Annotated in this window: 15 protein-coding genes; 8 read left to right on the forward strand and 7 right to left on the reverse strand. The window is 66.1% G+C overall.

The annotated features are described in order from the left end of the window. Positions 1–209: 209 nt before the first annotated feature. The 5 genes from DVT68_RS15100 to DVT68_RS15120 all read right to left on the reverse strand — a co-directional run bounded on the left by DVT68_RS15100 (position 210) and on the right by DVT68_RS15120 (position 8,821). A complete protein-coding gene (locus DVT68_RS15100; RefSeq protein WP_114825938.1) occupies positions 210–2,474 on the reverse strand; it encodes a xanthine dehydrogenase family protein molybdopterin-binding subunit in 2,265 nt (754 codons plus the stop codon). Further along, a complete protein-coding gene (locus DVT68_RS15105; protein WP_114825939.1) occupies positions 2,471–3,001 on the reverse strand; it encodes a (2Fe-2S)-binding protein in 531 nt (176 codons plus the stop codon). Before DVT68_RS15105 ends, DVT68_RS15100 begins: the two co-directional genes overlap by 4 nt. Positions 3,002–3,052: 51 nt before the next feature. Beyond that, positions 3,053–4,378, reverse strand: a complete 1,326-nt coding sequence (locus DVT68_RS15110) for an APC family permease (RefSeq protein ID WP_114825940.1) — start codon at positions 4,376–4,378, stop codon at positions 3,053–3,055. Between the two features lie 145 nt (positions 4,379–4,523). Continuing rightward, entirely contained in the window at positions 4,524–6,452 is a 1,929-nt protein-coding gene (locus tag DVT68_RS15115; protein ID WP_114825941.1) for a S53 family peptidase, read from the reverse strand. A gap of 443 nt (positions 6,453–6,895) precedes the next feature. Next, positions 6,896–8,821, reverse strand: a complete 1,926-nt coding sequence (locus DVT68_RS15120) for a S53 family peptidase (RefSeq protein ID WP_114825942.1) — start codon at positions 8,819–8,821, stop codon at positions 6,896–6,898. 548 nt (positions 8,822–9,369) lie between these two features. Between DVT68_RS15120 and DVT68_RS15125 the strand changes: the two genes are divergently transcribed. The 8 genes from DVT68_RS15125 (at position 9,370) to DVT68_RS15160 (ending at position 18,523) form a co-directional block, all read left to right on the forward strand. Then, positions 9,370–10,884: a fumarate hydratase gene (locus DVT68_RS15125; protein ID WP_114825943.1), complete on the forward strand. Its 1,515-nt coding sequence runs from the start codon at positions 9,370–9,372 to the stop codon at positions 10,882–10,884. Between the two features lie 299 nt (positions 10,885–11,183). Then, on the forward strand, positions 11,184–13,802 hold the full coding sequence (locus tag DVT68_RS15130; protein ID WP_267897421.1) for a bifunctional aspartate kinase/diaminopimelate decarboxylase: 2,619 nt from the start codon (positions 11,184–11,186) through the stop codon (positions 13,800–13,802). Between the two features lie 88 nt (positions 13,803–13,890). Then, a complete protein-coding gene (locus DVT68_RS15135) occupies positions 13,891–14,286 on the forward strand; it encodes an endonuclease domain-containing protein (RefSeq protein ID WP_114825945.1) in 396 nt (131 codons plus the stop codon). A 3-nt stretch (positions 14,287–14,289) separates the two neighbouring features. Further along, positions 14,290–15,633, forward strand: coding sequence for a UDP-N-acetyl-alpha-D-muramoyl-L-alanyl-L-glutamate epimerase (murL, locus tag DVT68_RS15140; RefSeq protein WP_114825946.1), 1,344 nt, complete (start codon positions 14,290–14,292; stop codon positions 15,631–15,633). Between the two features lie 11 nt (positions 15,634–15,644). Then, positions 15,645–17,000 (forward strand): UDP-N-acetylmuramoyl-L-alanine--D-glutamate ligase, encoded by a 1,356-nt coding sequence (gene murD / locus DVT68_RS15145; protein WP_114826129.1) that lies wholly within the window; start codon positions 15,645–15,647, stop codon positions 16,998–17,000. Continuing rightward, entirely contained in the window at positions 16,963–17,592 is a 630-nt protein-coding gene (locus DVT68_RS15150; RefSeq protein WP_147281749.1) for a hypothetical protein, read from the forward strand. The genes murD and DVT68_RS15150 overlap by 38 nt, the downstream gene beginning before the upstream one ends. Further along, complete coding sequence (locus tag DVT68_RS15155; protein ID WP_114825948.1) at positions 17,589–18,035, forward strand: GNAT family N-acetyltransferase; 447 nt, start codon at positions 17,589–17,591, stop codon at positions 18,033–18,035. The genes DVT68_RS15150 and DVT68_RS15155 overlap by 4 nt, the downstream gene beginning before the upstream one ends. 32 nt (positions 18,036–18,067) lie before the next feature. Then, positions 18,068–18,523 (forward strand): GNAT family N-acetyltransferase, encoded by a 456-nt coding sequence (locus DVT68_RS15160; RefSeq protein ID WP_114825949.1) that lies wholly within the window; start codon positions 18,068–18,070, stop codon positions 18,521–18,523. Between the two features lie 106 nt (positions 18,524–18,629). Here DVT68_RS15160 and DVT68_RS15165 read toward each other — a convergent pair whose 3' ends face one another. Both DVT68_RS15165 and DVT68_RS15170 read right to left on the reverse strand, forming a co-directional pair. After that, on the reverse strand, positions 18,630–20,708 hold the full coding sequence (locus tag DVT68_RS15165) for a M13 family metallopeptidase (protein ID WP_114825950.1): 2,079 nt from the start codon (positions 20,706–20,708) through the stop codon (positions 18,630–18,632). A 96-nt stretch (positions 20,709–20,804) separates the two neighbouring features. Beyond that, complete coding sequence (locus tag DVT68_RS15170; protein ID WP_233523503.1) at positions 20,805–24,599, reverse strand: translocation/assembly module TamB domain-containing protein; 3,795 nt, start codon at positions 24,597–24,599, stop codon at positions 20,805–20,807. Between the last annotated feature and the right edge of the window lie 5 nt (positions 24,600–24,604).

A 24,604-nucleotide genomic window follows, 5' to 3' on the forward strand; every position in this document is an offset into this window, starting at 1 on the left:
TCCCCGTGTCGCCGTTCAACCGCATCCTAAGGCAGCAAATGTGCACGATGCATGCGCATGACGATCGATATCGATCGCCATGTTTCGCGTACACATTTTCGTCACGAATCGCCCGTCGGGTGACGCGCGCACGTCGCCGCTGATGCGGCGGCGAACTCTCTGCAAGGAAACAAAGGTGTGCCGCCCGACAGGTGTCGGGCGGCGGCGCATCACAGCATGCGCAGCAATTCCTTCATCAGCGGCAGCCGGCGCACGCGCACCGCACTGACGCGGAACACGGCGTTGGCGAGCGCGGGCGCGGCGGTGGGCATGGCGAGGAAGCTGGCGCCGGCGGGATCACGGTCTCCGGGGACCAGGATCACCTCGGTGGTATCGGGCAGCTGCAACATGCTGGCCAGCGGATAGTCCTTCCAGTTGCGCTGCTGGACCTGGCTGTCCTTGTAGGTCACGGACAGGTTGAGCGCGGTGGAGAGGGCGTCGAGCGTGGCGCCGGCGACCTGGCCTTCCAAGCCCATCGGGTTGATCACGCGACCCACGTCGACCGCGCAGATCGCACGCTCGATGTTGAGCCGGTTGCCCTGCAGCGAGGCCTCCACCGCGTGCGCGACGTAGGCGCCGTCGACATGCCAGCAGGCGATGCCGAAGCCGTTGACGGTGCGCAGCCAGTTCTTCCAGCCAATGCGGTCGGCCACCAGCTGGAGCACGTTGATCAGGCGGCCGGTGTCGAGCGTGCGGCCATCACCCAGGTCGATCATGCGGGCTTGGCCGATCATGCGCAGGCGCGTGACCAGAGGGTCTTCCTTGAGCGAATTGGCGATCTCGTCGACGAAACTCTCCACCGGGAACGCATTGCTCAGGTGCGGCATGCCGCGGGCGGTTCCGCGCGGCATGACCGAAGGCAGCGCGTACCAGTCGCTGCGCAGGTTGGGCACCAGGCCGGCAGGAAGCTGGTGCGGATCGATTTCGGACGTCCACAGCCGGTTGTCCGGCACGCCGCGCTGCACCAGCGCCGAGGCGCTGGCCATGCGCTGGGTCCAGGTCACGACCTGGCGCTTGCCGTCCAGCGTGGCGCTGAGTTTGTGCACGCTGGCCGAGCGGAAGTAGTCCTGCCCGAGATCCTCGTCACGCGTCCACATCAGCTTCACCGGCCGCTCGGCGAGCTTGGCCAGCATCACCGCTTCGGCGACGAAGTCATGGTCGAGGCGACGACCATAGCCACCGCCGACGCGCGGCACGCGGATCTGGATCTGGCTGGGCGAGAGCCCGGTGAGGCGCTGCACCACGCGCCACGCCTGCTGCGGCGCCTGGGTGGGCACTACGAGCGTGGCGCCGTCCTTGTCCACGCGCGCGAGGCAGTTCATCGGCTCGCTGGTGGCATGGGCCAGCCATGGCTGCACGTAGGTGGCCTCGACGCGATGCGCAGCCTTCTTGCCGGCGGCATCGACGTCGCCGTCGTTGCGCACGCGCGCCGTGGGCGCGGCGTCCTTGTCGTTGACCACGTCGGCGGCTTGCTGCTCGAACCAGGCGCTGCTCTCGCTCTGGCCGCCGGGCTTCCATTCCAGCTTGAGTTTCGCGCGGCCCTGCAACGCCGCCCAGGTGTTTTCCGCGAGCACCGCAACCGCCGGCGCACGCACGGTCTGGCCAAGCGGTACGCCTGGCTCCGGCTTGAGTTGCACCACCTTGACCACGCCCTTCACGGCCAGGGCGTCGGTTGTATCGAGCGTCTGCACGCTGCCATCGACCCACGGGCAGTGGCTGAGCACGGCGATCAGCGAGTCGCCCGCGTAGCTGTCGAGGGCGTAGACGGCCTGGCCGGTGACGATCGCGCGCGCATCCACGTCACCCGCCGGCTGGCCGATCAAGGTGTAGTGCTGGGGCGCCTTCAAGGGCACAGGCGAGCTGGGTGCGGGAATCTTGGACGCAGCCTCCGCCAGCGCGCCGTAGCCGAAGCGACGGCCATCCGGCGCGATCACATTGCCTTCCTCGCAACGGAGGCGGTCGGCGGGCACGCCGAGGCGGCGCGCGGCGGCCTGCAGCAGCAGCCAGCGCGCCACGGCGCCTGCTTCGCGCAGGTCGGCCCAGGCGGCCGGCACGGAGGTGCCAAGGCCGCCGTTCTGGTGGCCGTAGACGAAGCGCGGCGAACCGTTGTCGTCTTCCACACCCAGGCCGAGCGGCACCACGCTGACGCTCGTCCAGTCGGCGTCGAGCTCGTCGGCGATGATGCGGGGCAGGGTAGTGGTGGTGCCCGTGCCGGTGTCCGGATCACGCGCGCCAATGATGATGTTGCCGTCGGGGTCGATGCGCACAAAGGCGCCCAGACCATACAGGGTGTCGCCGAGCAGGGCGGCCGGCACGGGTGCATCCACGGCCTCCGCCAGCGGAATGCCGACAATCAGCGCGCCGGCGGCGCCGGCGAACACCTTGAGGAAACGACGACGCGACAATGGTAGGGAGGACTCGTGGCGCGCGCTCATGCGTGGCCTCCGGTGGCCGCGCGCTTGATCGCACGGCGAACGCGGGTCTGGCAGCCGCAACGGCACAGGTTGGGCATCTGGTCGATGTCGTTGTCGCTGGGCTGCGGGTGGCGGTTGAGCAGATCGAGCGAAGCCATCAGCCAGCCGGGCGTGCAATAGCCGCAGCCGATCGCATCCTCGTCGACGAACGCCTGCTGCAGCGGATGCAACTTGCCGTCGGCCGCGGCCAGGCCTTCCACCGTGGTCACCGCCTTGCCGGCCAGCTCGACCATCGGCAGCTGCGAGGAGCTGGCCAGCTTGCCGTCCACCAGCACCAGGTCATGGCCGCCTTCACCGTGCTCGCCGCTGTACTTGGTGCCGGTCAGCCGCAACACGTCGCGCAGATACCACAGCAGGGGCATCTGCGAGTCGCCGGTGTGGCGAAAGGCCCTGCCGTTGATCTCCAGATCGATCCCCTCGCGCTCCTTCTGCGGCACGATGGTGTTGCCGGCAGGCGGCGTGAGGATCTGGTCTTGCGCGTGCGCCATCAGTGAAGCTCTCCCTCGTGGTCCAGCCATTGTCGCATTGCCGGGGGCGGCTTACGACGCCACGCGGCTGAACAGGCGTCGCCAGACCAGGTAGACGGGGATGCCGGCGGCCATGATCAGCAGGCCGATGCCGGTGTTCATCGGGCTGGCGCGCAGGCTCTGCACCATCACCAGGCCGATCATGGCGATGAATACCACGGGTAGCAGCGGGTAGCCCGGCACTCGGAAACTGACCTGCGCCCCCCCATGCTTGCGATACCAAAAGAGCGTGCCCACGCCCACCGCGCAGGCAAGCCAGTCGCCAAAGGTGGCGTAGTCGAGCAACTGGCTGTAACTGCCTGACCATACCAGCACGATCGCCCAGCCCGAGAGCAGCAGCAGCGCCACGTTCGGCGTGTGGTGCTTGGGGTGCAGTTTGGCCACGCTGCGGAAGAACAGGCCATCGTCGCCCATCACCTGCAGTACGCGGGCGCCCGCCACCAGGGTGATGTTGCAGAAGCCCAGCGCGGAAATCGCCACACCCACGGCAATGAGCTTTGCACCGGCGGTACCGAATACCCGCTGCATCACGTCGGCGGCGGGCGCCCGGCTGGCGGCGAGGCCTGCATGGCCAAGCACGGCAAGATAGGCCAGGTTGACCAGAGCGTAGGCAGCGATCACCAACAGCATGCCCATCAACAGGGCACGAGGCAGGGTGCGTTGCGGGTCGTTGACCTCACCAGCCAGGTTGTTGAGATAGGTGAACCCGGAATAGGCGAACAGCACCGGCAAGGCCGCGCCCATGAAACCCACGCCGGCCGTCTCGGGGTCGGTGGCCAGGATGCCATGGGCATTCACGCCGGCCAGCAGCAGGCCGCATACCACCAGCACCGCCACCGCCAGCAGCTTGAGCAAGGTGAACAGGTTCTGGATCTGCGCGCCGAGGCGCAGGCCAAAGAGGTTGATCAGCGCCACGAAGACCAGCGCGCCAATGGCCAGACTAGTGGTGGCCGTAGCGGGCAGGCCGAACAGCGAGGTTGCGTAGCTGGCAAAGATGGTCGCTACTGCCGCCGTCGACCCCGAATAGATCACCAGCAGCATGCTCCAGCCGAACAGGAAGCCCGCCAGCGGACCGAAGGCCTCGCGCAGATATACGTAGCTGCCACCTGCATGGGGGCGGCGAGCGCCCAGTTCCGCATAGCACAGTGCGCCGATCAGGGTGAGCAGGCCCGCGCCTACCCACATCAGTAGCAGTGACAACCCCGAAGACGTCCGCATCGCCACGACGTAGGGGTTGAGAAAAATGCCGCCGCCGATGATGCCGCCAACCACGATCATGGCCGCGTCCCACGGGCGAAGGCGGCGGACGTAGCCGCCGGACGTGGAGGTGTCGCTCATGAAAAACCCGCTGCGGGAAACTGCAGCGAGAATGGCGGCTGGCGCGGCGGGCGGCAAGTCCCGCGAGATGGCGGCGGGCCATCCGTGGCGCCGGCCGGCGGCGAGGGGCCGTCGGCCGGCGAATCACTCCATGGACATACTGCGATCAGAGACCCGAATGCAGGAACAGATTGAAGTTACTGACATTGAGCGTGCCGATGCCTGCGCCCGGCTCATAACCCAGCACGCCGTAGTAGTACCAGTTGTCCCCGTAGCGGATGTCGTTGAAAGAACTGTAGGGACCGTAGCCGAAGGCGCTCTGCAGGAAATAGATTTGCGGGTTCCACAGGCCGATGCGATGGCCATTGCTCTGTCGCAACAACGCCGTGATGCCGTTGAGCTGCGGCGCGACGAAGCTGGTGCCGCCATAGCCATCAGCCACGCCGTTTCCGGGGAAATCGACCGAGTCGACGAGGGAGTAACCGGTTTCGGGATCGGCATTCAAGGAAATGTCCGGCATATTGCGCCCTTGGAAATTCGCCGGCAGCGTGAAGATCGTCTGGGGCTTGGCTCCGCCGTAGTAGATCAGGGACTGGTGCGGCTCGCTGCGCCGGATGCCCGAGGTCAGGAGTTGATAGAACGGCTCCTTCCAGTACACGCTGACGCCGCCGCCACCGCCGCCGCTGAAGATGTACTGTTTCCAGCCGCCAGGCGTCGGGTCATAGGCGTCGAGATAGTTGACGATATAGTCCCACCCCCACACTTGCTCGTGGGTGATCGATTTGATCGGTCCGCCGCCCGAGCCGAAGAAGTACGTGGTATTGAAACTGTAGGGCAGCGTGGTTCCGCCGGCAGCCGTCATGTATGCATCGTTCGAGGGCGACAGCACCGTCAGCGGCGTGCTGTAGTCGGGGGCGCCCAAACCTTCCCGCACAAGCTCGTAGGCGCCCGAATCTCCCGCGGCGGCAAACAGCGAAATGCCCTGCGCAGCGGCTTCGAGGAAGATCTGGTGGAGGGCATTCATCACGCCCGTTTCATCGACGCCCCCATTCATTTGAGGATAGTAGTCTTCCTCGGCCTCTCCCCAGCTCGTCGAGATGCTGTCGGCGATATTGTCGGAGACGGCGGCATAGAACGCGTCGATGAAGTTGCCGTTGGTGAGGTTGGGCGCCTCGTAAACGCGAATGTTCGCCTGGGGCGCCAAGCCGCCCGACTGCTCCACATCCAGCGAGGTTTCGTCGTCGCCGACGTTCTGGACGAGCCCATCACCCCCGTCGACTGAGATCACGGTAATGCGGTTCGCTTTGACCGGCAGTCCGATCATGCTCCAGTACGCATAGGCATCGCTGGGCTTGAAGCCCGCCAGCGTGACAATGCCAATGGTCGAGCCCTTGCCATTGATGCCGGCCTGATACAGCGGGTTGATGTTGTAGAAGTTGGCGACGTCGCCGACCGTATATTCCTCGGGGATGCCCGTAGCGGTGCCGTTGGCTTTGACATTGGTGGCGGCCAATGCCTTGCCCTGAACCTTCAAGGCGCCGAGCCGATCCGCGCGCGCGATGTTGGGATGCAGCTTCACATCGGTACTGAGTCCCGCAGTCGACAACAACGTGTCGGCGATGACAGACGGGATGACCGGTTGCGTACTGGGCCGGTGGAAGTTTCGCCCGTCCGCCGACTGGTAGTCGCGGACGGATGTCTGAAAGGCCGCATTGAACTGGGCGAGGGTGCCCGTGGCCTGGATGGCAAGGTGGTTGGCATATACGTTGCCCGGCGTGATGCCGTTCTGCCGCAGGAAGGACTGCACGCGGCTGATTTCATCCGCGGTGGCGCCGTAGCTGGCGCTGAATTGTTCCGTGGTGAGGAATTGGTGGTATAGCGGATCGCCCGGGGTGACCGTGCGACGGATGTAGTTCTCCAGGTCGGCCTGGTTGTGCAGCTTCAGGACCAGGGTGACGCTGACGGTCTGGCTGGTGTTGCTCTTACCCAGGTCGTTTGCAGCGGCGCTGGTCGCGGCGAGGGCCGGAACGGCCGGGCAGGCGAGCAGTAGCGCCAACGACGAGGCGAGCACTCGACGATGCATCAGGTTGCGCATAAACGTTCTCCAAGCATGGGAACGGTCGCATGGGAAGACGTCGCGCTATCCCTGCTCGGCTTATACCTCCCCGCAGGCCGTGGATGTCGTGTCGAAAAAACCACTCCCCAACAGCCCTGGCGCCCCTGAAATCGCACAGGCGGCGGGACTCTAGCGCGATTCATTGGCTACTTGAAGTAGCTGATATTTAAGAAAAAACGGTAATTTCTTTCGTGTCTCTTGCCGGCGCGCTGTAGGTGGGCGCTGGCCGTCGAAAGAAGTGGCGCGTCGTCCGTCATTCCCCACGACGTGGACGCCATGATGTCTTAGTTGATTCGTCGGTCAGGTTGGGTCTGCCCGGGGGGCGCACATTCCAGACGCGATCGATGTCGCAAGCAGGCCTGGACAAGCCAAGGGCCAGCGCCTCGCGGCGCCGGCCCTTGTTTCACGCACGGATGGCGCCCTCAGTGCGAGCCGAGGAATACCGCCAGGTTCGAAACGTTGAGCGTGCCGATGCCCGCGCCCGGGTCGTAGCCGTTCTTGCCGGCGTAGAACCAGTTGTCACCATTGCGGATGTCATTGAAGGCCGAATACTTGCCGTAGCCGAACACGTTCTGCAGGAAATAAATCTGCGGATTCCAGAGGCCGACACGATGGCCGGTGCTCTGCCTCAGCAGCGCGGTAATGCCATTGAGCTGCGGCGCCACGAAGCTGGTGCCGCCCCAGCCCCCTTGGGCGCCACCATCCACCGTCGAGACAATGATGTAGCCCGTCTCCGGATCCGCATTGAGTGCGACGTCCGGCACGTTGCGTCCCTGGAAGTTGCCGGGCAGCACGAGCAAGGTCTGCCAGCCTGCGACTGGGTCGTTATAGCTGAGAGTCTGCTTCTTTTCGCTGCGCTGGATGCCGTTGGTGAACCACTGGTACGCCGGCTGCTGCCAGTACACGCTGACGCCGCCTCCTCCGCCCACCGAGAACAGGTTGATCGCGCCCTTGCCGACGTACTTGTCGAAATAGTTCTGGATGTAGTCCCAGCCCCAGACGCTCTCCTTGTCAATCGACTTCGTCGGACCCGTGCGGAATGCATAGCTGTAGGGCACCGTGGTGCCGCCGGCCGCGGTGATGTACGGATCGGACGCCGGTGAGTCAACGGTGAGCGGCGCATTGAAGTCGCCCGCGGCGGTGCCCGCCCCCAGGTCGCGTACGGTGTCATAGGCGCCGGAGTCACCGCTGGCCGCAAAGGTCGACTGACCCTGCACGGCGGCTTCCAGCAGGATCTGGTGGAAGGTCTGCAGGTCGCCGACGTCAGTTGTATCGGTGTTGCTGGCGCCGTCCACGTTGAGCGCGGCGAAATTGAAAATTTCCGGCAGGCCCCAACTGGTCGAAATGGTGTCGGCCTTGTTGTCGATCACGGCCTGCATGAAGGCATCGGTGAATCCGTTGCCGGCATTGGGCGCGTGGTAGACCAGAATGTCGGCGAAGGGGGCGAGGCCACCCGACTGCTCGACATCGATCGAGGTTTCGCCGCTGTTGCCATCAATCACGGCGCCACCATCCACGGAGATCTTGGTGATGTGGTTCAACTTGGTGGGAAGCCCGATGCCGGTCCAGTAGTTGGTTGCGTCATCGACATAGAAATCGGACAGGGTCACGATCGCGACCGTCGATCCCTTGCCATTGATGCCCTTCGCGTACAGCGGATTGATGTTGTAGAAGTTGGCCACGTCGCCCACGGTGTACTCGCCGGGGACACCGGTCGCCGTGGTATTGCCGTTGGCGTTGGACGGCGCGCTCAGCGTGCTGTTGGCCAGGGCCTTGCTGCCCGCCGCCGCCTGGCTGTTCACCGATTTGACGATATGGGGCGCGTACCTGTGCTCGTTGTTGAGGCCGGACACGAACAGCAGGCTGCTGGTCAGCTGCGAGGGAAGGATCAGCGACTTCGTCGGCCGATGGAAGGAACGACCGCTCTCCTTCGAGACGAACGTGTGAATCGGTGTCTTGAATGCCGCGCTGAACTGCGCCAGCGTACCGCTCGTGCTGATGGCCATGCGGTTCCCCAGCACCGTGCCGCTCAGGCCGTTCTGCTTGAGGAAGTTTTGTACCTGCGCGATCTCCGCATCCGTTGCGCCGTACTTGGCGGCGAAGTCGCTGACCGAAAGGAAGTTGCGATAGTTGGGGCTGCCCGGCGTGACCGTCTGCTGGATGTAATCCTCCAGCTGCGCCTGGTTATGCAGGCGCAGGACCAGCGTGACATTGATGACTTGAGCGTTGTTGGCCGTGCCCGTATCGACGGCCGGCTTGATGTCTGCCGCGATCGAACCGGCGGAGACGGAGGCGAGCAGTACGGCGAGAGACGCCGTGAGCAACTTCCGGTGCAAGGTCGAATGCATTTTTTGGATCTCCAGGGTTGGGCCGCGGCCACACCGTTCTGACCCATGGCGACACAGACGCATGTCGCCCTGGCGTCGGCGAAGCTGCACGCCATCAGTGTCGAGAGTTCGATTCCCCAACTGCCCGGGCGGCCCCCTGAAGACATCACCGCGCTGGCCCGATCACGCTAACGCTGACGCTCCCCTGACGGAAGTGCGTGCGGCGGCGCAAGAAATGGCGAAACCTGCGTGAGGCCTCAATTCTTGCCGCAATATGTTGCGGGTACGCCGTTTGGCCTAGAAAAATGGCCAGGCGGCCGACAGGGCTCGCGCGCAGGCGTTGGGCCGGGCATTGGTCACCACCCATCCGTGGCCTGGAGCCTGGGCATCAACCGCGGCCCTGTGAACAACGACTCGGCCACTGCCGGAAGTTGCTTTCAGGCGGAGTGCGGCCGCGCAAGCCAGCGTCTTTTGGGGGCCGAGAGTCATTTGCGGCACAATAAGAAGGTTGTGCGTCGTCAACAGCCCTGTTCTCGACGCGGTCTTCCCCCGGAGTCGAAGCAGCAGCCATGACCATCATCAAGCAAGACGATCTGATCCAGTCCGTCGCCGACGCCCTGCAGTACATCAGCTACTACCACCCCGTCGACTACATCACCAACCTCGCCGCCGCCTACGAGCGCGAGGAGTCGCCGGCCGCGAAGGACGCGATGGCGCAGATCCTCATCAACTCGCGCATGGCCGCCGAAGGCCACCGCCCGCTGTGCCAGGACACGGGCATCGTGACGGTGTTCGTCAAGGTCGGCATGAACGTGCAGTGGGACGCGACGCTGTCGCTGGAAGACATGATCAACGAGGGCGTGCGCCGCGCCTACAACGACCCGGACAACAAGCTGCGCGCCAGCGTGCTGGCCGATCCGGCCGGCAAGCGCACGAACACCAAGGACAACACGCCGGCGGTGGTCAACATGTCCATCGTGCCGGGCGACACCGTCGAAGTGATCGTCGCCGCCAAGGGCGGCGGTTCGGAGGCCAAATCCAAGTTCGCCATGCTCAACCCGTCCGACTCCATCGTGGACTGGGTGCTCAAGACCGTGCCGACCATGGGCGCCGGTTGGTGCCCGCCGGGCATGCTGGGCATCGGCATCGGCGGCACCGCCGAGAAGGCGATGCTGCTGGCCAAGGAAGCCCTGATGGAGCACATCGACATCCAGGAGCTGATCGCCCGCGGCCCGCAGAACCGGGTGGAAGAGCTGCGCATCGAGCTGTACGAGAAGGTCAATGCGCTCGGTATCGGCGCGCAGGGCCTCGGTGGCCTGACCACCGTGCTCGACGTGAAGATCAAGGATTACCCGACCCACGCGGCCAACCTGCCGGTGGCGTTGATCCCCAACTGCGCCGCGACTCGCCATGCGCACTTCACGCTGGACGGTTCCGGCCCGGTCGCGCTGGATCCGCCGTCGCTGGAGCACTGGCCCAAGCTCACCTACGACTCAAGCAAGGGCCGTCGCGTGAACCTGGACACCGTGACCCCCGAGGAAGTGGCCAGTTGGAAGCCGGGCGAGGTGCTGCTGCTCAACGGCAAGCTGCTCACCGGCCGCGACGCCGCGCACAAGCGCATGGTCGACATGCTCAACAAGGGCGAGCCGCTGCCGGTCGACTTCAAGGGCCGCTTCATCTACTACGTCGGCCCGGTCGATCCGGTGCGTGACGAGGTCGTGGGTCCTGCCGGCCCGACCACGGCCACCCGCATGGACAAGTTCACCGAGCAGGTGCTGGCGCAGACCGGTCTGCTGGGCATGGTCGGCAAGGCCGAGCGCGGCCCGGCCGCCATCGAGGCGATCAAGAAGCACCAGTCGGTCTACCTGATGGCCGTGGGCGGCGCCGCCTACCTGGTGTCCAAGGCGATCAAGGCCAGCCGCGTGGTGGGCTTCGCCGACCTGGGCATGGAAGCGATCTACGAGTTCGAAGTGAAGGACATGCCGGTGACCGTCGCCGTCGACTCGGCCGGCACCTCGGTGCACCAGACCGGCCCGAAGGAATGGCAGGCCCGCATCGGCAAGATCCCCGTGGTGGTGGCGTAAGACCATCACTTCACCTTCTCCCCTCCGGGGAGAAGGCCGGGATGAGGGGCGGGTGCTCGCGAGGGCCTTTCTTAAGCGAGCCTTCGCGCCGGCAAAGTCGACGCAAGCCCCGCCCCCTCACCACCGTGAAGGTGGCAATGCCCCAACCCTCTCCCCACAGGGGAGAGGGGGTAGGTCGCGGCTCCATACCGCACCGCATTTAGCCATCCAAACGCCCGTGGCGCCGCGACGGTTGCAATCCGCCTGCTGCGGCGCAACACTGGCCAGATTGTTTTCTTCAACCGCTACCGAAGGTAACCGTGAACCCGCAAAGCCCCGCGTCGCTTCCTGCCGACGCATCCTGGATCGTGATGAAGTTTGGCGGCACCAGTGTCGCCACCCTGCCGCGCTGGCAGAACATTCTGGAGCTGGTAGCCAGCCGTCGCGCCGAAGGCGCACGCGTGCTGGTTGTCGTTTCGGCACTCTCCGGCATCACCGACGCACTCAAACAACTGTGCGCACAGGAAGACAAGGGCAAACGCATCGAGGCTGCCAAGGCGATCGCACAGCGTCACTACGACCTGCTCGATCACATGCAGCTGGCGGTTCCGGACACCCTCGGCGCCCGCCTGGCCGAGCTCGCGCAACTGGCTGAAGACGGCCCGTCGATTCTTGGCGAGCTGGCCTGGTCGGCCCTGGTGCAGGCGCACGGCGAGCTGATGTCCAGCGCGCTAGGCTCGGCCTTCCTCACGCACAGTGGCCTGGCCACGCAGTGGGTGGACGCGCGCGACTGCCTCTCCGCCATTGCGTTGCCCAACCAGAACGAGCGCACCAAGCTGCTCTCGGCGATGGTCGAGTGCAAGCCGGATCCGGCGCTGAATGCGCGGCTGGCCGCGCTGGGCGAGGTGTTCATCACCCAGGGCTTCATCGCGCGCGAGTCGCAGGGTCGCACGGTGCTGCTCGGCCGTGGTGGTTCGGATACCTCCGCTTCGTACTTCGGCGCCTTGCTGAAAGCGCTGCGCGTGGAAATCTGGACCGACGTGGCGGGCATGTTCACCGCCAACCCGCGCCAGGTGCCCAGCGCCCGCCTGCTGCAGCGGCTGGATTACGAAGAGGCCCAGGAAATCGCCTCCACCGGCGCCAAGGTGCTGCACCCGCGCTGCCTGTCACCGCTGCGCGAGCCGCGCGTGCCGCTGCTGATCAAGGACACCAACCGGCCGGAGCTGGAAGGCACCATCATCGGTCCGGAGGTGCGCGAGCACGCGCCGAGCGTGAAGGCGATCAGCGCGCGCAAGGGCATCACCCTGGTGTCGATGGAATCGGTGGGCATGTGGCAGCAGGTCGGCTTCCTCGCCGACGTGTTCGCGCACTTCAAGCAGCACGGCCTGTCGGTGGACATGATCGGTTCGGCCGAAACCAACGTGACGGTCTCGCTCGATCCCACCGAGAACCTGCTCGACTCCGACGCGCTCGCCGCGCTGGCCGGCGACCTGGCCAAGGTGTGCCGCGTGAAGGTGATCGCACCGTGCGCCGCCATCACGCTGGTGGGCCGCGGCATGCGTTCGATGCTGCATACGCTGTCGGGCGTGCTTGCCGAGTTCGGCCAGCTGCGCGTGCACATGATTTCGCAGTCGTCCAACAACCTCAATCTCACCTTCGTGGTGGATGAGAACGTGGTCGACGAGCTGCTGCCCCACCTGCACGAGCTGCTGATCACCGCCGGCGCCTTGCGCACTGACGACAGCGCGCTGTTCGGCCCCAGCTGGCAGGCGCTGTACGGCAGTGGGGACGTGTTGCCGCCGGCGGCGTCGTGGTGGCGCGAGGAGCGTCGTAGCGACCTGCTCAAGCTTGGCGCCGGCCCCACGCCGCGTTACGTCTACCACCTGCCCACCGTGCGCCAGCAGGCGTGCGACCTGAAGTCGCTGGCCGCGGTCGATCGCCTGCATTACGCGGTGAAGGCCAACACGCATCCGGCCATCCTCAAGGCGCTGGCCGAAGAGGGCTTCGGCTTCGAGTGCGTGTCGCCGGGCGAGCTGAAGGCGGTGATGGCGGTCGTGCCCGAATCGGCGCCGCTGCTGTTCACGCCGAACTTCGCCCCACGCGAAGACTACGAGTGGGCGCTCACCACCCGCGCCACGCTCTCGCTGGATTCGCTGTACCAGCTGGAGCACTGGGGCGAAGTGTTCCGCGGCCGCGAGATCGTCCTGCGCCTCGACCTCGGCCGTGGCCTGGGCCACCACGAGAAGGTGCGCACGGGCGGCAGCGGCAGCAAGTTCGGCTTGCCGGTGGAGCAGCTCGACGCCTTCCTGCGACTGGCCGACACCCATGGCGTGATCGTGCGTGGCCTGCATGCCCACCTGGGCTCGGGCATCCTCGATGACGGGCACTGGGGCGAGGTCTACAGCCAACTGGCCAGCATCGCCGAGCGCATCGGCAGCGTGACCTTCCTGGATATCGGCGGCGGCCTCGGCGTGCCCTCGCATCCGGGCGAGGCGCGGCTGGACATCGCCGCGCTGGACAAGGTGCTGCGCGAGGTGAAGGCCGCCTATCCGCACTACAAGCTGTGGATGGAGCCAGGCCGCTACCTCGTGGCCGATGCCGGCGTGCTGCTGACCAAGGTCACCCAGACCAAGGGCAAGGGCAACGGCCAGATCCGCTACCTGGGCGTGGACACCGGCATGAACAGCCTGATCCGTCCGGCGCTGTACGAGGCCTGGCACGAGATCGTCAACCTGACGCGGCTGGACGAACCGGGCACGGGGCTGTTCCAGGTGGTCGGTCCCATCTGCGAAAGCGGCGACGTGCTCGGCACCGACCGCCGCCTGCCGGAGCCGCAGGAAGGCGACGTGATGCTCGTTGCCCAGGCCGGCGCGTACGGCAAGGTGATGTCGTCGCCGTACAACCTTCGCGACGAGGCTGAGGAGATCATCCTCGAATAAAGCCGCACTTCTCCCTCTCCCCGTCGGGGAGAGGGCTGGGGTGAGGGGCGGGTGCTCGCGGAAGAGCCAAAATCAGGGACGGTCAAGGATGAAGCGTTTGAACGTAGATAGGGCGCGTGGGCTGCGCGCCGGTCAAACCGATGCCGAGCAGCTGCTCTGGCATCACTTGCGCAACCGCCGTCTCCAAGGCTGGAAGTTTCGTCGCCAGCATGAGATCGGGCCTTATATCGCGGATTTTGTGTGTCCGGATGCTGGCCTTATCGTGGAGCTCGACGGCGGGCAGCATGGCGATCAGCTGGCATATGACGAAGTGCGCACGCGAAAGCTGCAGGAAGAGGGTTATCGCGTGCTGCGTTTCTGGAACAATGACGTACTGACGAACACTGACAGCGTGCTCGAGGTGATTCTGGAGGCTCTCGCCAGCCCCGGCCCCTCACCCCGACCCTCTCCCCGGAGGGGAGAGGGAGCACGCCATGGAGACTGAGGCGTGACGACCCACATCCAACCCCGCATGACCCAGGTATTCCGCTTCGTGCGCTGCAGTTATGCAGACGGCGTGGCCGAGCTGGTATACGCCTTCGATCACGGCGAGGAACTGGTGGAGCGCGTGCGCTTTCCCAACGCGCCGGCCGTTCCCGCCAGCCACCAGGCTGCCTTCAACGAGGCGCTGAAGCTGCTGCACCTGATCGCGGGCGTCAGCTATTACAAGGCCGGCGTGCCGCCGCGCATCGACGTGGCGGGCGGCCCGTTGGACGACGCCACGGCCGACCTGCTCGATGCACTGTACCTGCATGGTCTGGCCGAGTTCGCGTACCGCAACGGGCTGGACCTGCGCGGCCGCATTGCCTTCCCGCGTGGCGGTGCAGCGCTGCCGGCGGCCAAGGCGCTTGGCCTGCCGCATCGCACCCTCGTTCCGATCGGCGGCGGCAAGGATTCGCTGGTCGCCGTGGAGGCGATCAAGTCCATCGGCGGCGAAGCCACCGCCGTGTGGGTGGGCAATTCACCGCTGATCGCCGCGTGCGCCGAGCGTACCGGGTTGCCGCTGCTCAATATCCAGCGCGAGCTTGCGCCGGGCCTGTTCGAGCTCAACCGGCTTGGCGCCTGGAACGGCCATATCCCGGTCACTGCGGTGAACTCGGCGATCCTCGCTGTGGCCGCCATCCTGTATGGCTACGACAGCATCGCCTTCGCCAACGAACGGTCGGCTTCGGCGGCCACGCTCGAATACGAAGGCCAGCTGGTGAACCACCAGTGGAGCAAGGGCCAGGCTTTCGAAGCGCTGCTCGGCGACTGGCTCCACCAGCATGTCGCCGCTGACCTCGACTACTGCTCGCTGCTGCGTCCCTACTCGGAACTGGCGGTGACGCGTACGTTCGCCAAGCTCACGCCGTATTTCGACGCGTTCTCCAGCTGCAACCGCAACTTCAAGCTGCTTGGCCCCAAGCCTGCCGACCGCTGGTGCGGACAGTGCCCGAAGTGCCATTTCGTGTTCCTGGCGCTGGCGCCGTTCCTGGCCAAGCCACGTCTGCTGTCGATCTTTGGCCGAAACCTGCTGGACGACGAGAATCTCGCCGCCGGTTTTGATGCGCTGCTTGAATATCAGGACCACAAGCCGTTCGAGTGCGTGGGCGAGGGCGCCGAGGCGCGCGCGGCGATGTACGCGTTGAGCCAGCGCTCGGAGTGGCAGGAGGACGCGCTCGTGGCGCGCTTCCGCAGCGAGATCCTGCCGCAGCTCGAGGTGAAGGATCTGGCGCTGGAACCGTGGCTGCAGCCGTCGGCCGAGCACCGCATTCCCAAGCGTTTGCAGCCGGCGTTGGCCTTCTTCGCGTGAGCGAGGCGCCGCTGCGCATCGCCGACCTGGCGGGCAAGCGCGTCGCCGTATGGGGCTTTGGCCGCGAGGGACGCGCCGCCATCACGGCGATCCGTGCGCGGTTGCCTCAGCTGTCGTTGACGCTGTTTTGCAGCGAGGGCGAAGTGTCGTCGGCGGGCGTATTCGACGCGACACTGCAGGTGCGCGGCGAGGAGCCCGATGCAATCGCTCTGTCGGCCTTCGACGTGGTGGTGAAATCGCCTGGCATTTCCGCCTACAAGCCGGCGTTGCTGGCTGCGTCTGAGGCGGGAGTGCGCATCACCTCCGGCACGTCGCTGTGGTTTGCCGAGCGACCTGATGCTCGCGTGGTCGCCGTCACCGGCACCAAGGGCAAGAGCACCACCACGGCGCTGATCGCCCATCTGGCGCGCAGCCTCGGCGTGCGCACGGCGCTGGCCGGCAACATCGGCATGCCAATGCTGGAGCTGCTCGACGCGCAGGCCGACTTGTGGGCGATCGAACTCTCCAGTTTCCAGACCGGAGAGGCCGGCCCCGTGGAGCTCGGCGTGATCACCAGCCTGTACGAGGAGCACCTCGATTGGCATGGCTCGCGTGAGCGTTATCTCGAGGACAAGCTCAAGCTTGCCCAGGTGTCGCGCACGCTGCTGGTCAACGCCACCCAGCCCTCGCTGCTGGAGAAGACCGCGGTCCATCCGCGGCGCATCCTGTTCGGCCAAACCGAAGGCTGGCACGTCGCCAGGGGCTTCATCCGTCGCGGCGCGAAAGCGGTGTTCGATGTCTCCCGCCTGCAGGCGCCCGGCGAACACAATGCGCTCAATGCCTGCGCTGCGCTGGAGTCACTCGAAGCCATGGGCTTCGATGCGCTGGCCGCAGCGCCGTCGCTGGGCAGCTTCCGCCCCTTGCCGCATCGCCTGCAGCCATTGGGCGCGCAGGGCGGTCACGAGTGGATCAACGATTCGATCAGCACCACGCCGCAGGCGACGCTCGCCGCGCTGGTCAGCCTGCCGGGACGCACGGTGACGGTGATCGTCGGCGGCCATGACCGCGGCCTCGACTGGAGCGATTTCGTGGCGGCGATGCAGCAGCACGCGCCGCACCTGATCATTGCCCAGGGCACCAATGGCCCACGCATCGCCAAGGCGCTGCGCGAGGCAGGCGTCACCGCGCTGCGCGAGACGAGCAGCCTCGATGCCGCGGTCGCGCTGGCGCGTGAACAGGCGCCGCCGGGAAGCACCGTGCTGTTGTCCCCCGGGGCGCCGAGCTTCGACCAGTTCCACGACTACGCCGAGCGCGGCCGCCACTTTGCGGAGTTGGCGGGCTTCGACAGTCATGCCATCGTCGGCATCGAAGGACTGGGCGTCGCTTGATGCGTTCAGGGCCGTCGGCGCGGTAGCTGACGCCGAGAAGTTGTTTGCGGGTGATTGGGCCAATGGAGGGATTATGTCGAGCAGGGAATGGTCGGTCGTGGTTGGCTTGCTTCTCGCGTCAGGGATGGTCATCGCCGGAGATACACCGACGGTAGGTTTCCAGGGCTTCGGCGCAGCGCGCATTGGCATGAGTCGCCAGGAGCTTGCCGCCGCGCTCGGTGACAAGCTGGTGGATGAGGTTCCTGGCGATCCCGACAACCAGCACTGTGGCTTTGTGACCTCGGCAAAGGCAGGCGAGGGCATCCGCTTCATGCTGATCGAAGAGCACCTGGCGCGCATCAACGTGTCGTCACCCGTCTTCCAGGCGGCCTCAGGCGCGCATATTGGTTCCACTGAGGAAGAGGTCCTGGCCGCCTATACCGGCCAGGTGGACGTCGCGCCCCACGCCTACAACGCGCCGGAAGGAAATTACCTCACGGTGCATTCCCCCGACGGACGCGATGGCATCCGTTTCGAGACGGACCAGGGGCGCGTAGTGAAGTTTTACGCGGGCACCGCGGAAGCCATCCAATACATCGAGGGATGCCTATGACGACGCCAAGCGGCGAGATCTTCCTGGTCGAAAGCGCTGGCGAAGTGGCCTCCTGCTTTCAGGCTTTCCATGCCTTGCGCCCGCATTTGACGGAAGCTGCGTTCCTGTCGCAGGTGGAACGCCAGCGCGCGCAGGGCTACCGGATCGTGGGATGGCGCCGCGATGGCCGGGTCTGCAGCGCCGCCGGATTCCGGCTCGCCGAATTCCTCGCCTGGGGCAAGGTGCTCTACATCGACGACCTGACCACTTTGCCGGGCGAAACCGGCAACGGTTACGCAGGCGCGCTGCTCGACTGGCTGATCACACACGCGCAGGAGCAACGGTGCGACGCCGTGCACCTGGACACCGGCTACGCCCGACACATCGCGCACCGTTTGTACCTGCGCAAGGGCTTCCAGCTGAGCAGTCACCACATGGCGCTGAATCTTGCCGACCTTCACTGACACGTCGCCGTCCTGTCACCGGAGTCAACGCCTTGGACATTCGTCTGGATGATTTGCGCGGGCCGGAGATTGCCGCGTTGCTGCAGGAACATCTCGATGACATGAAGCTGCACTCGCCGCCGGAGAGCATCCATGCGCTCGATCTGGACAAGCTGCGTCAGCCGGACATTTCCTTCTGGACCCTGTGGCAGGACGGCGAGTTGCTCGGTTGCGGCGCGATCAGGCAGCTCGACGTCACGCATGGCGAGATCAAGTCGATGCGCACGTCCATGCGTCATCGGCGCAAGGGCGTGGCGGCGCGCATGTTGCGGCATATTCTCGACGAGGCTGCCCGGCGTGGTTATCACCGGCTGAGTCTGGAGACGGGCTCGCCTGCCGCCTTCACGCCGGCGCGGGAGCTGTACGCGCGCTTTGGGTTCGTGCCTTGCGGGCCGTTCGCCGATTACGCTGAGGATCCCTACAGCGTGTTCATGACGCGGGAGCTTTGAGGACGCGCCTCTTCCTCTCTGGTGCGGAGAGGTGCGCGCAATGCGGCGCAAAGAAAGGGCCACGCCCCTTGCTAGGCGTGGCTCTAGTTGGCTAAGCCTGTTTGGCTTACCAGATCCGCACGCGATCCTCGGGCGCCAGGTACAGCGTCTCGCCCGGCTTGGGCTGGAACGCGTCATACCACGCATCGATGTTGCGCACGGTCTGGGCGCGGAACCGACCCGGTGCGTGTTCGTTGCCGAGCACCCGCGCGCGCAGCGCTGCCTCGCGCACCTTTTCGCGCCAGCTCTGGCCGAAAGCGAGGAAGAAGCGCTGGTCACCGGTGAGGCCATCAATGACCGGCGCCGGCTTTCCACCCAGCGACTTCTGGTAGGCGAGGTAGGCGATAGTCAGGCCCGAGACGTCGGCGATGTTCTCGCCCAGCGTCTGCTGGCCGTTGACGTGCAGGCCGGGCAGGGCTTCATAGGCGTTGAACTGTTCGACCAGCCGCTGGCCGGCAGCCTTGAAGTGGGCCTGATCCTCCGGTGTCCACCAGTTGGCGAGGTTGCCATTGGCGTCGAACTCGGCGCCGAGGTTGTCGAAGCTGTGGCTGATTTCGTGGCCGATGATCGCGCCGATCGAGCCGTAGTTGGCTGCCGGGTCGACCTTCGGATCGAAGAACGGCGCCTCGAGGATCGCCGCGGGGAAGTTGAGCGCGTTCTGCAGCGGCAGGTTCACCGCATTCACCGTCTGCGGCGTCATCCACCACTCGCCACGGTCCACGGGCTGGCCGAGCTTGGCCAGCTGGTGTTCGTACTCGTACTTCTCGGCGCGCTGCTGGTTGCCCAGCGCATCGTCCGGACGGATCTCCAGCTTGGCGTACTCACGCCAGGTCTCGGGATAGCCCACGCTGACCTTGATGTTGGCGATCTTGGCCTTGGCCTTCTGGCGGGTGGCCGGAGTCATCCACTCCAGGTGATCGACGCGCTCGTCGAAGGCGGCGAGGATGTTCTTCACCATCTGCTCGACCTGGGTCTTGGACGAGGCCGGGAAGTACTTCTTCACGTAGATCTGGCCCACGGCATCGCCCAACGCGACGTTGGTGCTGGCCACGGCGCGCTTCCAGCGATCGCGCTCTTTCGGGGTTCCCTGCAGGGTCTGGCCGAAGAAGCCGAAGCGCAAGTCGGCATAAGCCTTGGGCAGCAGGCTGGCGCTTTCGTTGAGGGCGTGGAAGGTCAGGTAGTCCTTCCAGGTCTGCAGCGGTTCGCTGGCGGTCAGCGCGGACAGGCCCTTGATGCCGGGCACCTGCCACACGTTGACAATCTTCTGCTGGTCCAGGCCGGCGGCCTTGAAGTAGGCGTTCCAGTCGAGGCCTGGCGCGCTCTTGTCGAACGAGGCGAGCGGCCACGGGTTGTTGGCCTTGTGGATGTCCTGCGTATCGACGATGTCGACGTGGGCCTTGGCGATCTTGGTTTCCAGCTCGAGGATGGACTTGGCCTTCGCATCGGCGTCGGCGATGCCGGCCTGCTTGAGCAGGGCCGCGACGTAGGCCAGGTATTTGCCGCGCGTATCCACCATCGCCTTGTCGCTGGACAGGTAGTAGTCGCGCGTGGGCATGCCCAGGCCGCCCTGCAGCAGGTAAGGGATGTTGCGGCCGGCTTCCTGCAGGCCATGCGAGACGAACAGGCCGAACAGGCGCTCGGTCTGGAAGTTGGTGGCGTTGACCGGATCAACGTCGGCGCGCAGGCCTTCACCCAGCACGCGGGCCAGGTCGGCCTTGCTGTTGATGGCGCCGATTTCCTTCAGCGCGGACTCGATCGGCGTGAGGCCACGCTTCTCGATGGTGGCTTCGTCCATGTAGGCCGCGTAGTAGTCGGCGATCTTGCGCTCGTTGCTGCCAGCCGGCGCGTTGCTGGCCGCCGCGGCCTTGATCAGGTCGGCCGTGCGCTGCTCGGCCTTGAGGAACACCTGCAGGAACACGCCCGTGCTGGAGCGGTCGGCCGGAATTTCAGCCGTCTTCTTCCAAGCGCCGTTGGCGAAGTTGTCGAAGTCGTTGCCCGGCCGCACGCTGTGGTCGATGCCGGCCAGGTCGATGCCGCTGGCGCTGCGCGCAGGCGTCTGCACCGCTGGAGGCGTGGCGGGCTCGGCGGCCCATGCGCACGTGCTGGTCAGCGCGGCGGCGGTGAGGATCCATCTGAATTGCCGCATGAGCGGTCTCCTGGCTGGGGAAAGTGTCAACGATAGTCCCACGCCTGTGGCGGTGGGCTATGACTTTTGGGCTAGCGTCTATCCATACGCGCCGCGTCAGCGCTCAAATCGATAGTTGAGCGTCGCGCGGTTGAATGAGGTGGCGCTCTGCGCCTCCAGGTTCCAGTTGCGACTGAAGTGGTAGCGCAGGGTGATCACCTGGCCGGGATCGAACAGCGCCACGCCGTAACTCAGGTACAGGCGCGGCGACAAGAACTTGCCTACGGTGAAGGCCGAGCCGCCGTTGAGCGCATCGCTGCTGCTCACGCCGATGTCGTCGATGCCCAGCCGCTGCCCGATGCTCTTGGCCAGCAGGTTGCCGGTGGCCGAACCCAGCGCCTGCGCTGCGGCATTGACCGTGCTGCCTTCACCGCTCCGCAACTGCGACAGCGGCCTGCCGGTGATCAGGTAGGAAAGCGCATCGGACTGCTCCATCACCGGCTGCGAGAACACCGTGAGCACCGGGCGCTGCGCGGTGCCGGTCACGTTGAGGCCCACCTGCTGGCCCGTGTCGATGGTGGCGTTGGGGTTGAGCCTGCGAATGGCGCGGATGTTGAGGCCGGGGTTGTCGATCGGCGTGCTGGCGAACAGCAGCTGGCCGCGGTCGATCTGCAGCGCCTGCCCGTAGGCCGTGTAGGTGCCACTGACTTCCACCTGGCCTTGGCCGGTGGTGGTCCGGCCAGGCCGCTCGCTGACCACCACCTGGCCGCGCAGCTTGCCGTCCAGGCCCATGCCCACGACGTGCGCCTGTTCGCCCAGCTTCACCGTGACGGTCGCGGTGATCGGCATGCGTTGGGCTGCCTCCTCGCGTTCCTCGTCATCGATCACCACCACGTCCGGTGACACGCGCGTCGCTCCGGAGCCAGGCAGCTTGTCGAGATTCACGTCGGCGTTGTCCAGGGTCACCGCGCCGGTGATCTCCAGTCCCTTGGCGTCGTGTTGGACGGTCAGGTCCGGTGACAGCGACACCTTGGCTGCGGCAATGTCGATCACCCGGACCTGGTTGCCCTTCAGCGTCAACACGCTTGGTGCGTTGGTCCCCAGCGTTGCGGCGCCAGCCAGCAGGAGGTCGCCATCGCCCGAGTGCACGCGGCCGTCGAGGCGGAAGTGACGGGCGTCGCTGGTGGTGATGGTGACGTGGCCCTCGCTCAGCTTGAGGCCCATCGCGGGAATTTCCGCGGAAAAGTCGCTCAGCGCCGCCTGCCCGGTGATGGCGGGCTGCGCAAGCGTGCCGCCGAGACCGAAGTCGCCGCTGATGGCGCCCTTGGGCTTGACCACCTGCGTGGTGAAGATCTCCAGCAGCGCGAGGTTGCTCACGTGCATGGACACGCGTCCGCCAAGCGCTCGTTGCGCGCCGCTGATCGTGGCCACGCCGTCCACGCGCCCCTTGTTGGTCAGCCCGGCATGCAGTTCGATGTGCTGCACCGACGGGCTGAGCTGGGCATTCAGGGCGAGGTTGTCGTAGGTGAGCAGCGGTTCGTCGGGACGGTCGGCATAGGCAATGACGCCACGCGCAGAGGTGATGGATGCGGTACCGCTCAAGGCGCCGGCGGTGTTGCGTCGCAGGTTGCCGCTGCCTTCCAGCATGCCGTCCACGCGCATGGGCACTTTGGCCGTGCTGACGGCGCTCATCACCAGCGCCAGTGGCAGGCTGTGCAGGCGATAGCTGGCTTCGAGGTTGCCGGCCCTGTCCTGCTTGGCGGCAGCACACAGCAGAGGCTCGCCCGCGGTGAGGCACAACTCGGACAGGCTCATCGCACCATCGTTGTAGGACAGCTGCGTGGCGTGCTGCAGGCGCCAGCGCGGGAGGCCGGCAAGATCGAGGTTAAGTGCGGACAGCGTGCCGTTCCACGCCGCGCCCCTGAGGCTGCCGGTCAACGCCAGGTTGGCGGAGAGCGGTTGGCCACGTGCATCAAGGGTGAGCGAATGCCGCTCGGCCGTGCCGTTGCCGCTGACATCGACTTCGTTGAAGGCAAGGCCGGCCGCATTGACACCGGCGGCGCGCAGATCGAGCCGGCCGCCTGGCAGGCTGATGTCGGGCACGTCCGCCAACAAGTGCAGGCGCTCGATGCGCTGCCCGGCGTAAGTCAGGTTGTTGCCTTCGAGGTTGGCATTCACCGCCAGTCTCGGACGCCTGCCGCGCACGACGATGTTGCCGCGCAGTCGGCCGGCCGCGTCAGGCAACCAGTCGCCCAGCGTCGCCACCGCGAGCTGGATGGTGACGTTGTTGGTATTGCCGGGCTGCGCCTGGATCTGCACGTCGCTGCCGCCCGAGACGAGGTGCAGCCTGCCGTCGACCACGCCTTCGGGCGGCAGGTGCAGCTTGCCTTCGCCGTGGATGGTGCGATCGCGCAGGCGGCCTTCCAGTCGACGAATCTCCAGCGTCACCTCCGGGCGATCCTTGGTCAGGGCGCCCTGCGAAGCAATGTCGAAATCCAGCGAGCCGTTCCACTTGGCGAACAACTGCCCCGGGTCAAACCGTTGCGCCGTGGCCTCGAACTGCCAGCCAAACGTGGGTTGCAAGGTCAGCACACCGGTCGCCTGCAGGCTGCCTTGTGCCTGCTTGACGTTGAGCGCATGCACGGTGAGCTGCTGCTGCGTGCCATCCAGTTCGAAGGTGACGTCGGCGAGCTTGCTCTGCGCGCCGATGGTCAGCGTGCTGGCGGCGTGGAATTGCTCGAGGTTGCCGCTGGCCTGCAGGCGGCCGTGACTCAGGATCTCCTGGCCCGCCACTTGTTCGGGCAAGACCACGTTCGCCCAGTCGACGGTCAGATCCGCGGCGAGAGGACGTGCGTCGAGCTTGAGCGTGCCTTGGGCATCGACCTCACCCGTGAATTGCGGCGAGCCGAGAGCGAGCCGCTCGATGGTGAGCGTGTTGAAGTCGTCGCTGAAGCGCGCACTCAGCGGGTGAAGCTGCAGCTGGTAGTCGTTGAGGTCCAGTTGCCCGCTCAGCGTGCCGCCACGCCGGTCGCCCTTGCCATCAAGCGCCACCGCCAGCCCGGTGAGTGCGCTGTCGCCCAGCAGCGGCTTGGGGTCGAAGCGCGGGGCGTCCAGTCGTGCGGTCCACGCGTAATCGCCGCCCTGCGCCAGGTCGAGCTGCAGGCGCGACGCCATTGGCTGGGTGAGTTCAAGCTCGGCATGGGCCTGCTTGCCGTCGCCATGGGCCTGCAGTTGGCCGGCGTATGCCGTGCCGGCCACGGTCCAGGCGAACTGCGTCGTGCTCTGGCCGCTGTAACGGCCGGCAATGAGCAGGGCGCCGTCGAGCGTGACGTGCCCGTCGGGCGAGCGCAGCGCCACGTGGCGCAGCTCGATGCCGCGATCCGTCCAGCTTCCGGCCAGGTCGAGCGCATCGGAGGCGAACAACGGCTTGCCGTCCTGACGAATCCGCGCCGCGCCCACCTGCGCGCGATCAAACACCATGTCGAACGGCGGCTTCCACGAGAAATGGCTTGCCGGCTGGTTGGGCTGGCTCCTGGGCAGGTCGATCTCCACGCCATCGGCGTTCAGGACGAACACGTGCAGGCGCTTGCGCAGCAGCGCGCGGGCGCTGAAGTCGACGTGGGCGCGGGCGATCCTGATGTCCAGCCCCGCGTCGTCGGCATAGCGAAAGCCGGTCACATCCAGCGGGCCGAGCAGCCGCCCCTGCGCGGTCTGCACGCTGATGGCGCCGTGCGTCAGCGCTTCGGCGCGCGCCAGTGCAAAGCGCAAGCCGGGTGAGGTGCCAACCAACCAGGCTGCGAACGCGAGGAGGACGAGCAGCAGGCCAAGCAGCGACCACATGCCAATGCGCAGCCAGCGGCGGCGCGGTGGCGGCGTGGGGGCGTGAGTCGTGGCGGGCGCGTCGGTGGTCATGACGG

Source organism: Dyella solisilvae (genome assembly GCF_003351225.1).
Taxonomy (GTDB): Bacteria; Pseudomonadota; Gammaproteobacteria; order Xanthomonadales; family Rhodanobacteraceae; genus Dyella; species Dyella solisilvae.

Bases quoted from the DNA above. Each gene is read 5' to 3' on its own strand.
- DVT68_RS15100 (WP_114825938.1), bottom strand. From the start codon at position 2,474: ATGAGCGCGCGCCACGAGTCCTCCCTACCATTGTCGCGTCGTCGTTTC.
- DVT68_RS15105 (WP_114825939.1), bottom strand. From the start codon at position 3,001: ATGGCGCACGCGCAAGACCAGATCCTCACGCCGCCTGCCGGCAACACC.
- DVT68_RS15110 (WP_114825940.1), bottom strand. From the start codon at position 4,378: ATGAGCGACACCTCCACGTCCGGCGGCTACGTCCGCCGCCTTCGCCCG.
- DVT68_RS15115 (WP_114825941.1), bottom strand. From the start codon at position 6,452: ATGCGCAACCTGATGCATCGTCGAGTGCTCGCCTCGTCGTTGGCGCTA.
- DVT68_RS15120 (WP_114825942.1), bottom strand. From the start codon at position 8,821: ATGCATTCGACCTTGCACCGGAAGTTGCTCACGGCGTCTCTCGCCGTA.
- DVT68_RS15125 (WP_114825943.1), top strand. From the start codon at position 9,370: ATGACCATCATCAAGCAAGACGATCTGATCCAGTCCGTCGCCGACGCC.
- DVT68_RS15135 (WP_114825945.1), top strand. From the start codon at position 13,891: ATGAAGCGTTTGAACGTAGATAGGGCGCGTGGGCTGCGCGCCGGTCAA.
- DVT68_RS15150 (WP_147281749.1), top strand. From the start codon at position 16,963: ATGCCATCGTCGGCATCGAAGGACTGGGCGTCGCTTGATGCGTTCAGG.
- DVT68_RS15155 (WP_114825948.1), top strand. From the start codon at position 17,589: ATGACGACGCCAAGCGGCGAGATCTTCCTGGTCGAAAGCGCTGGCGAA.
- DVT68_RS15165 (WP_114825950.1), bottom strand. From the start codon at position 20,708: ATGCGGCAATTCAGATGGATCCTCACCGCCGCCGCGCTGACCAGCACG.
- DVT68_RS15170 (WP_233523503.1), bottom strand. From the start codon at position 24,599: ATGACCACCGACGCGCCCGCCACGACTCACGCCCCCACGCCGCCACCG.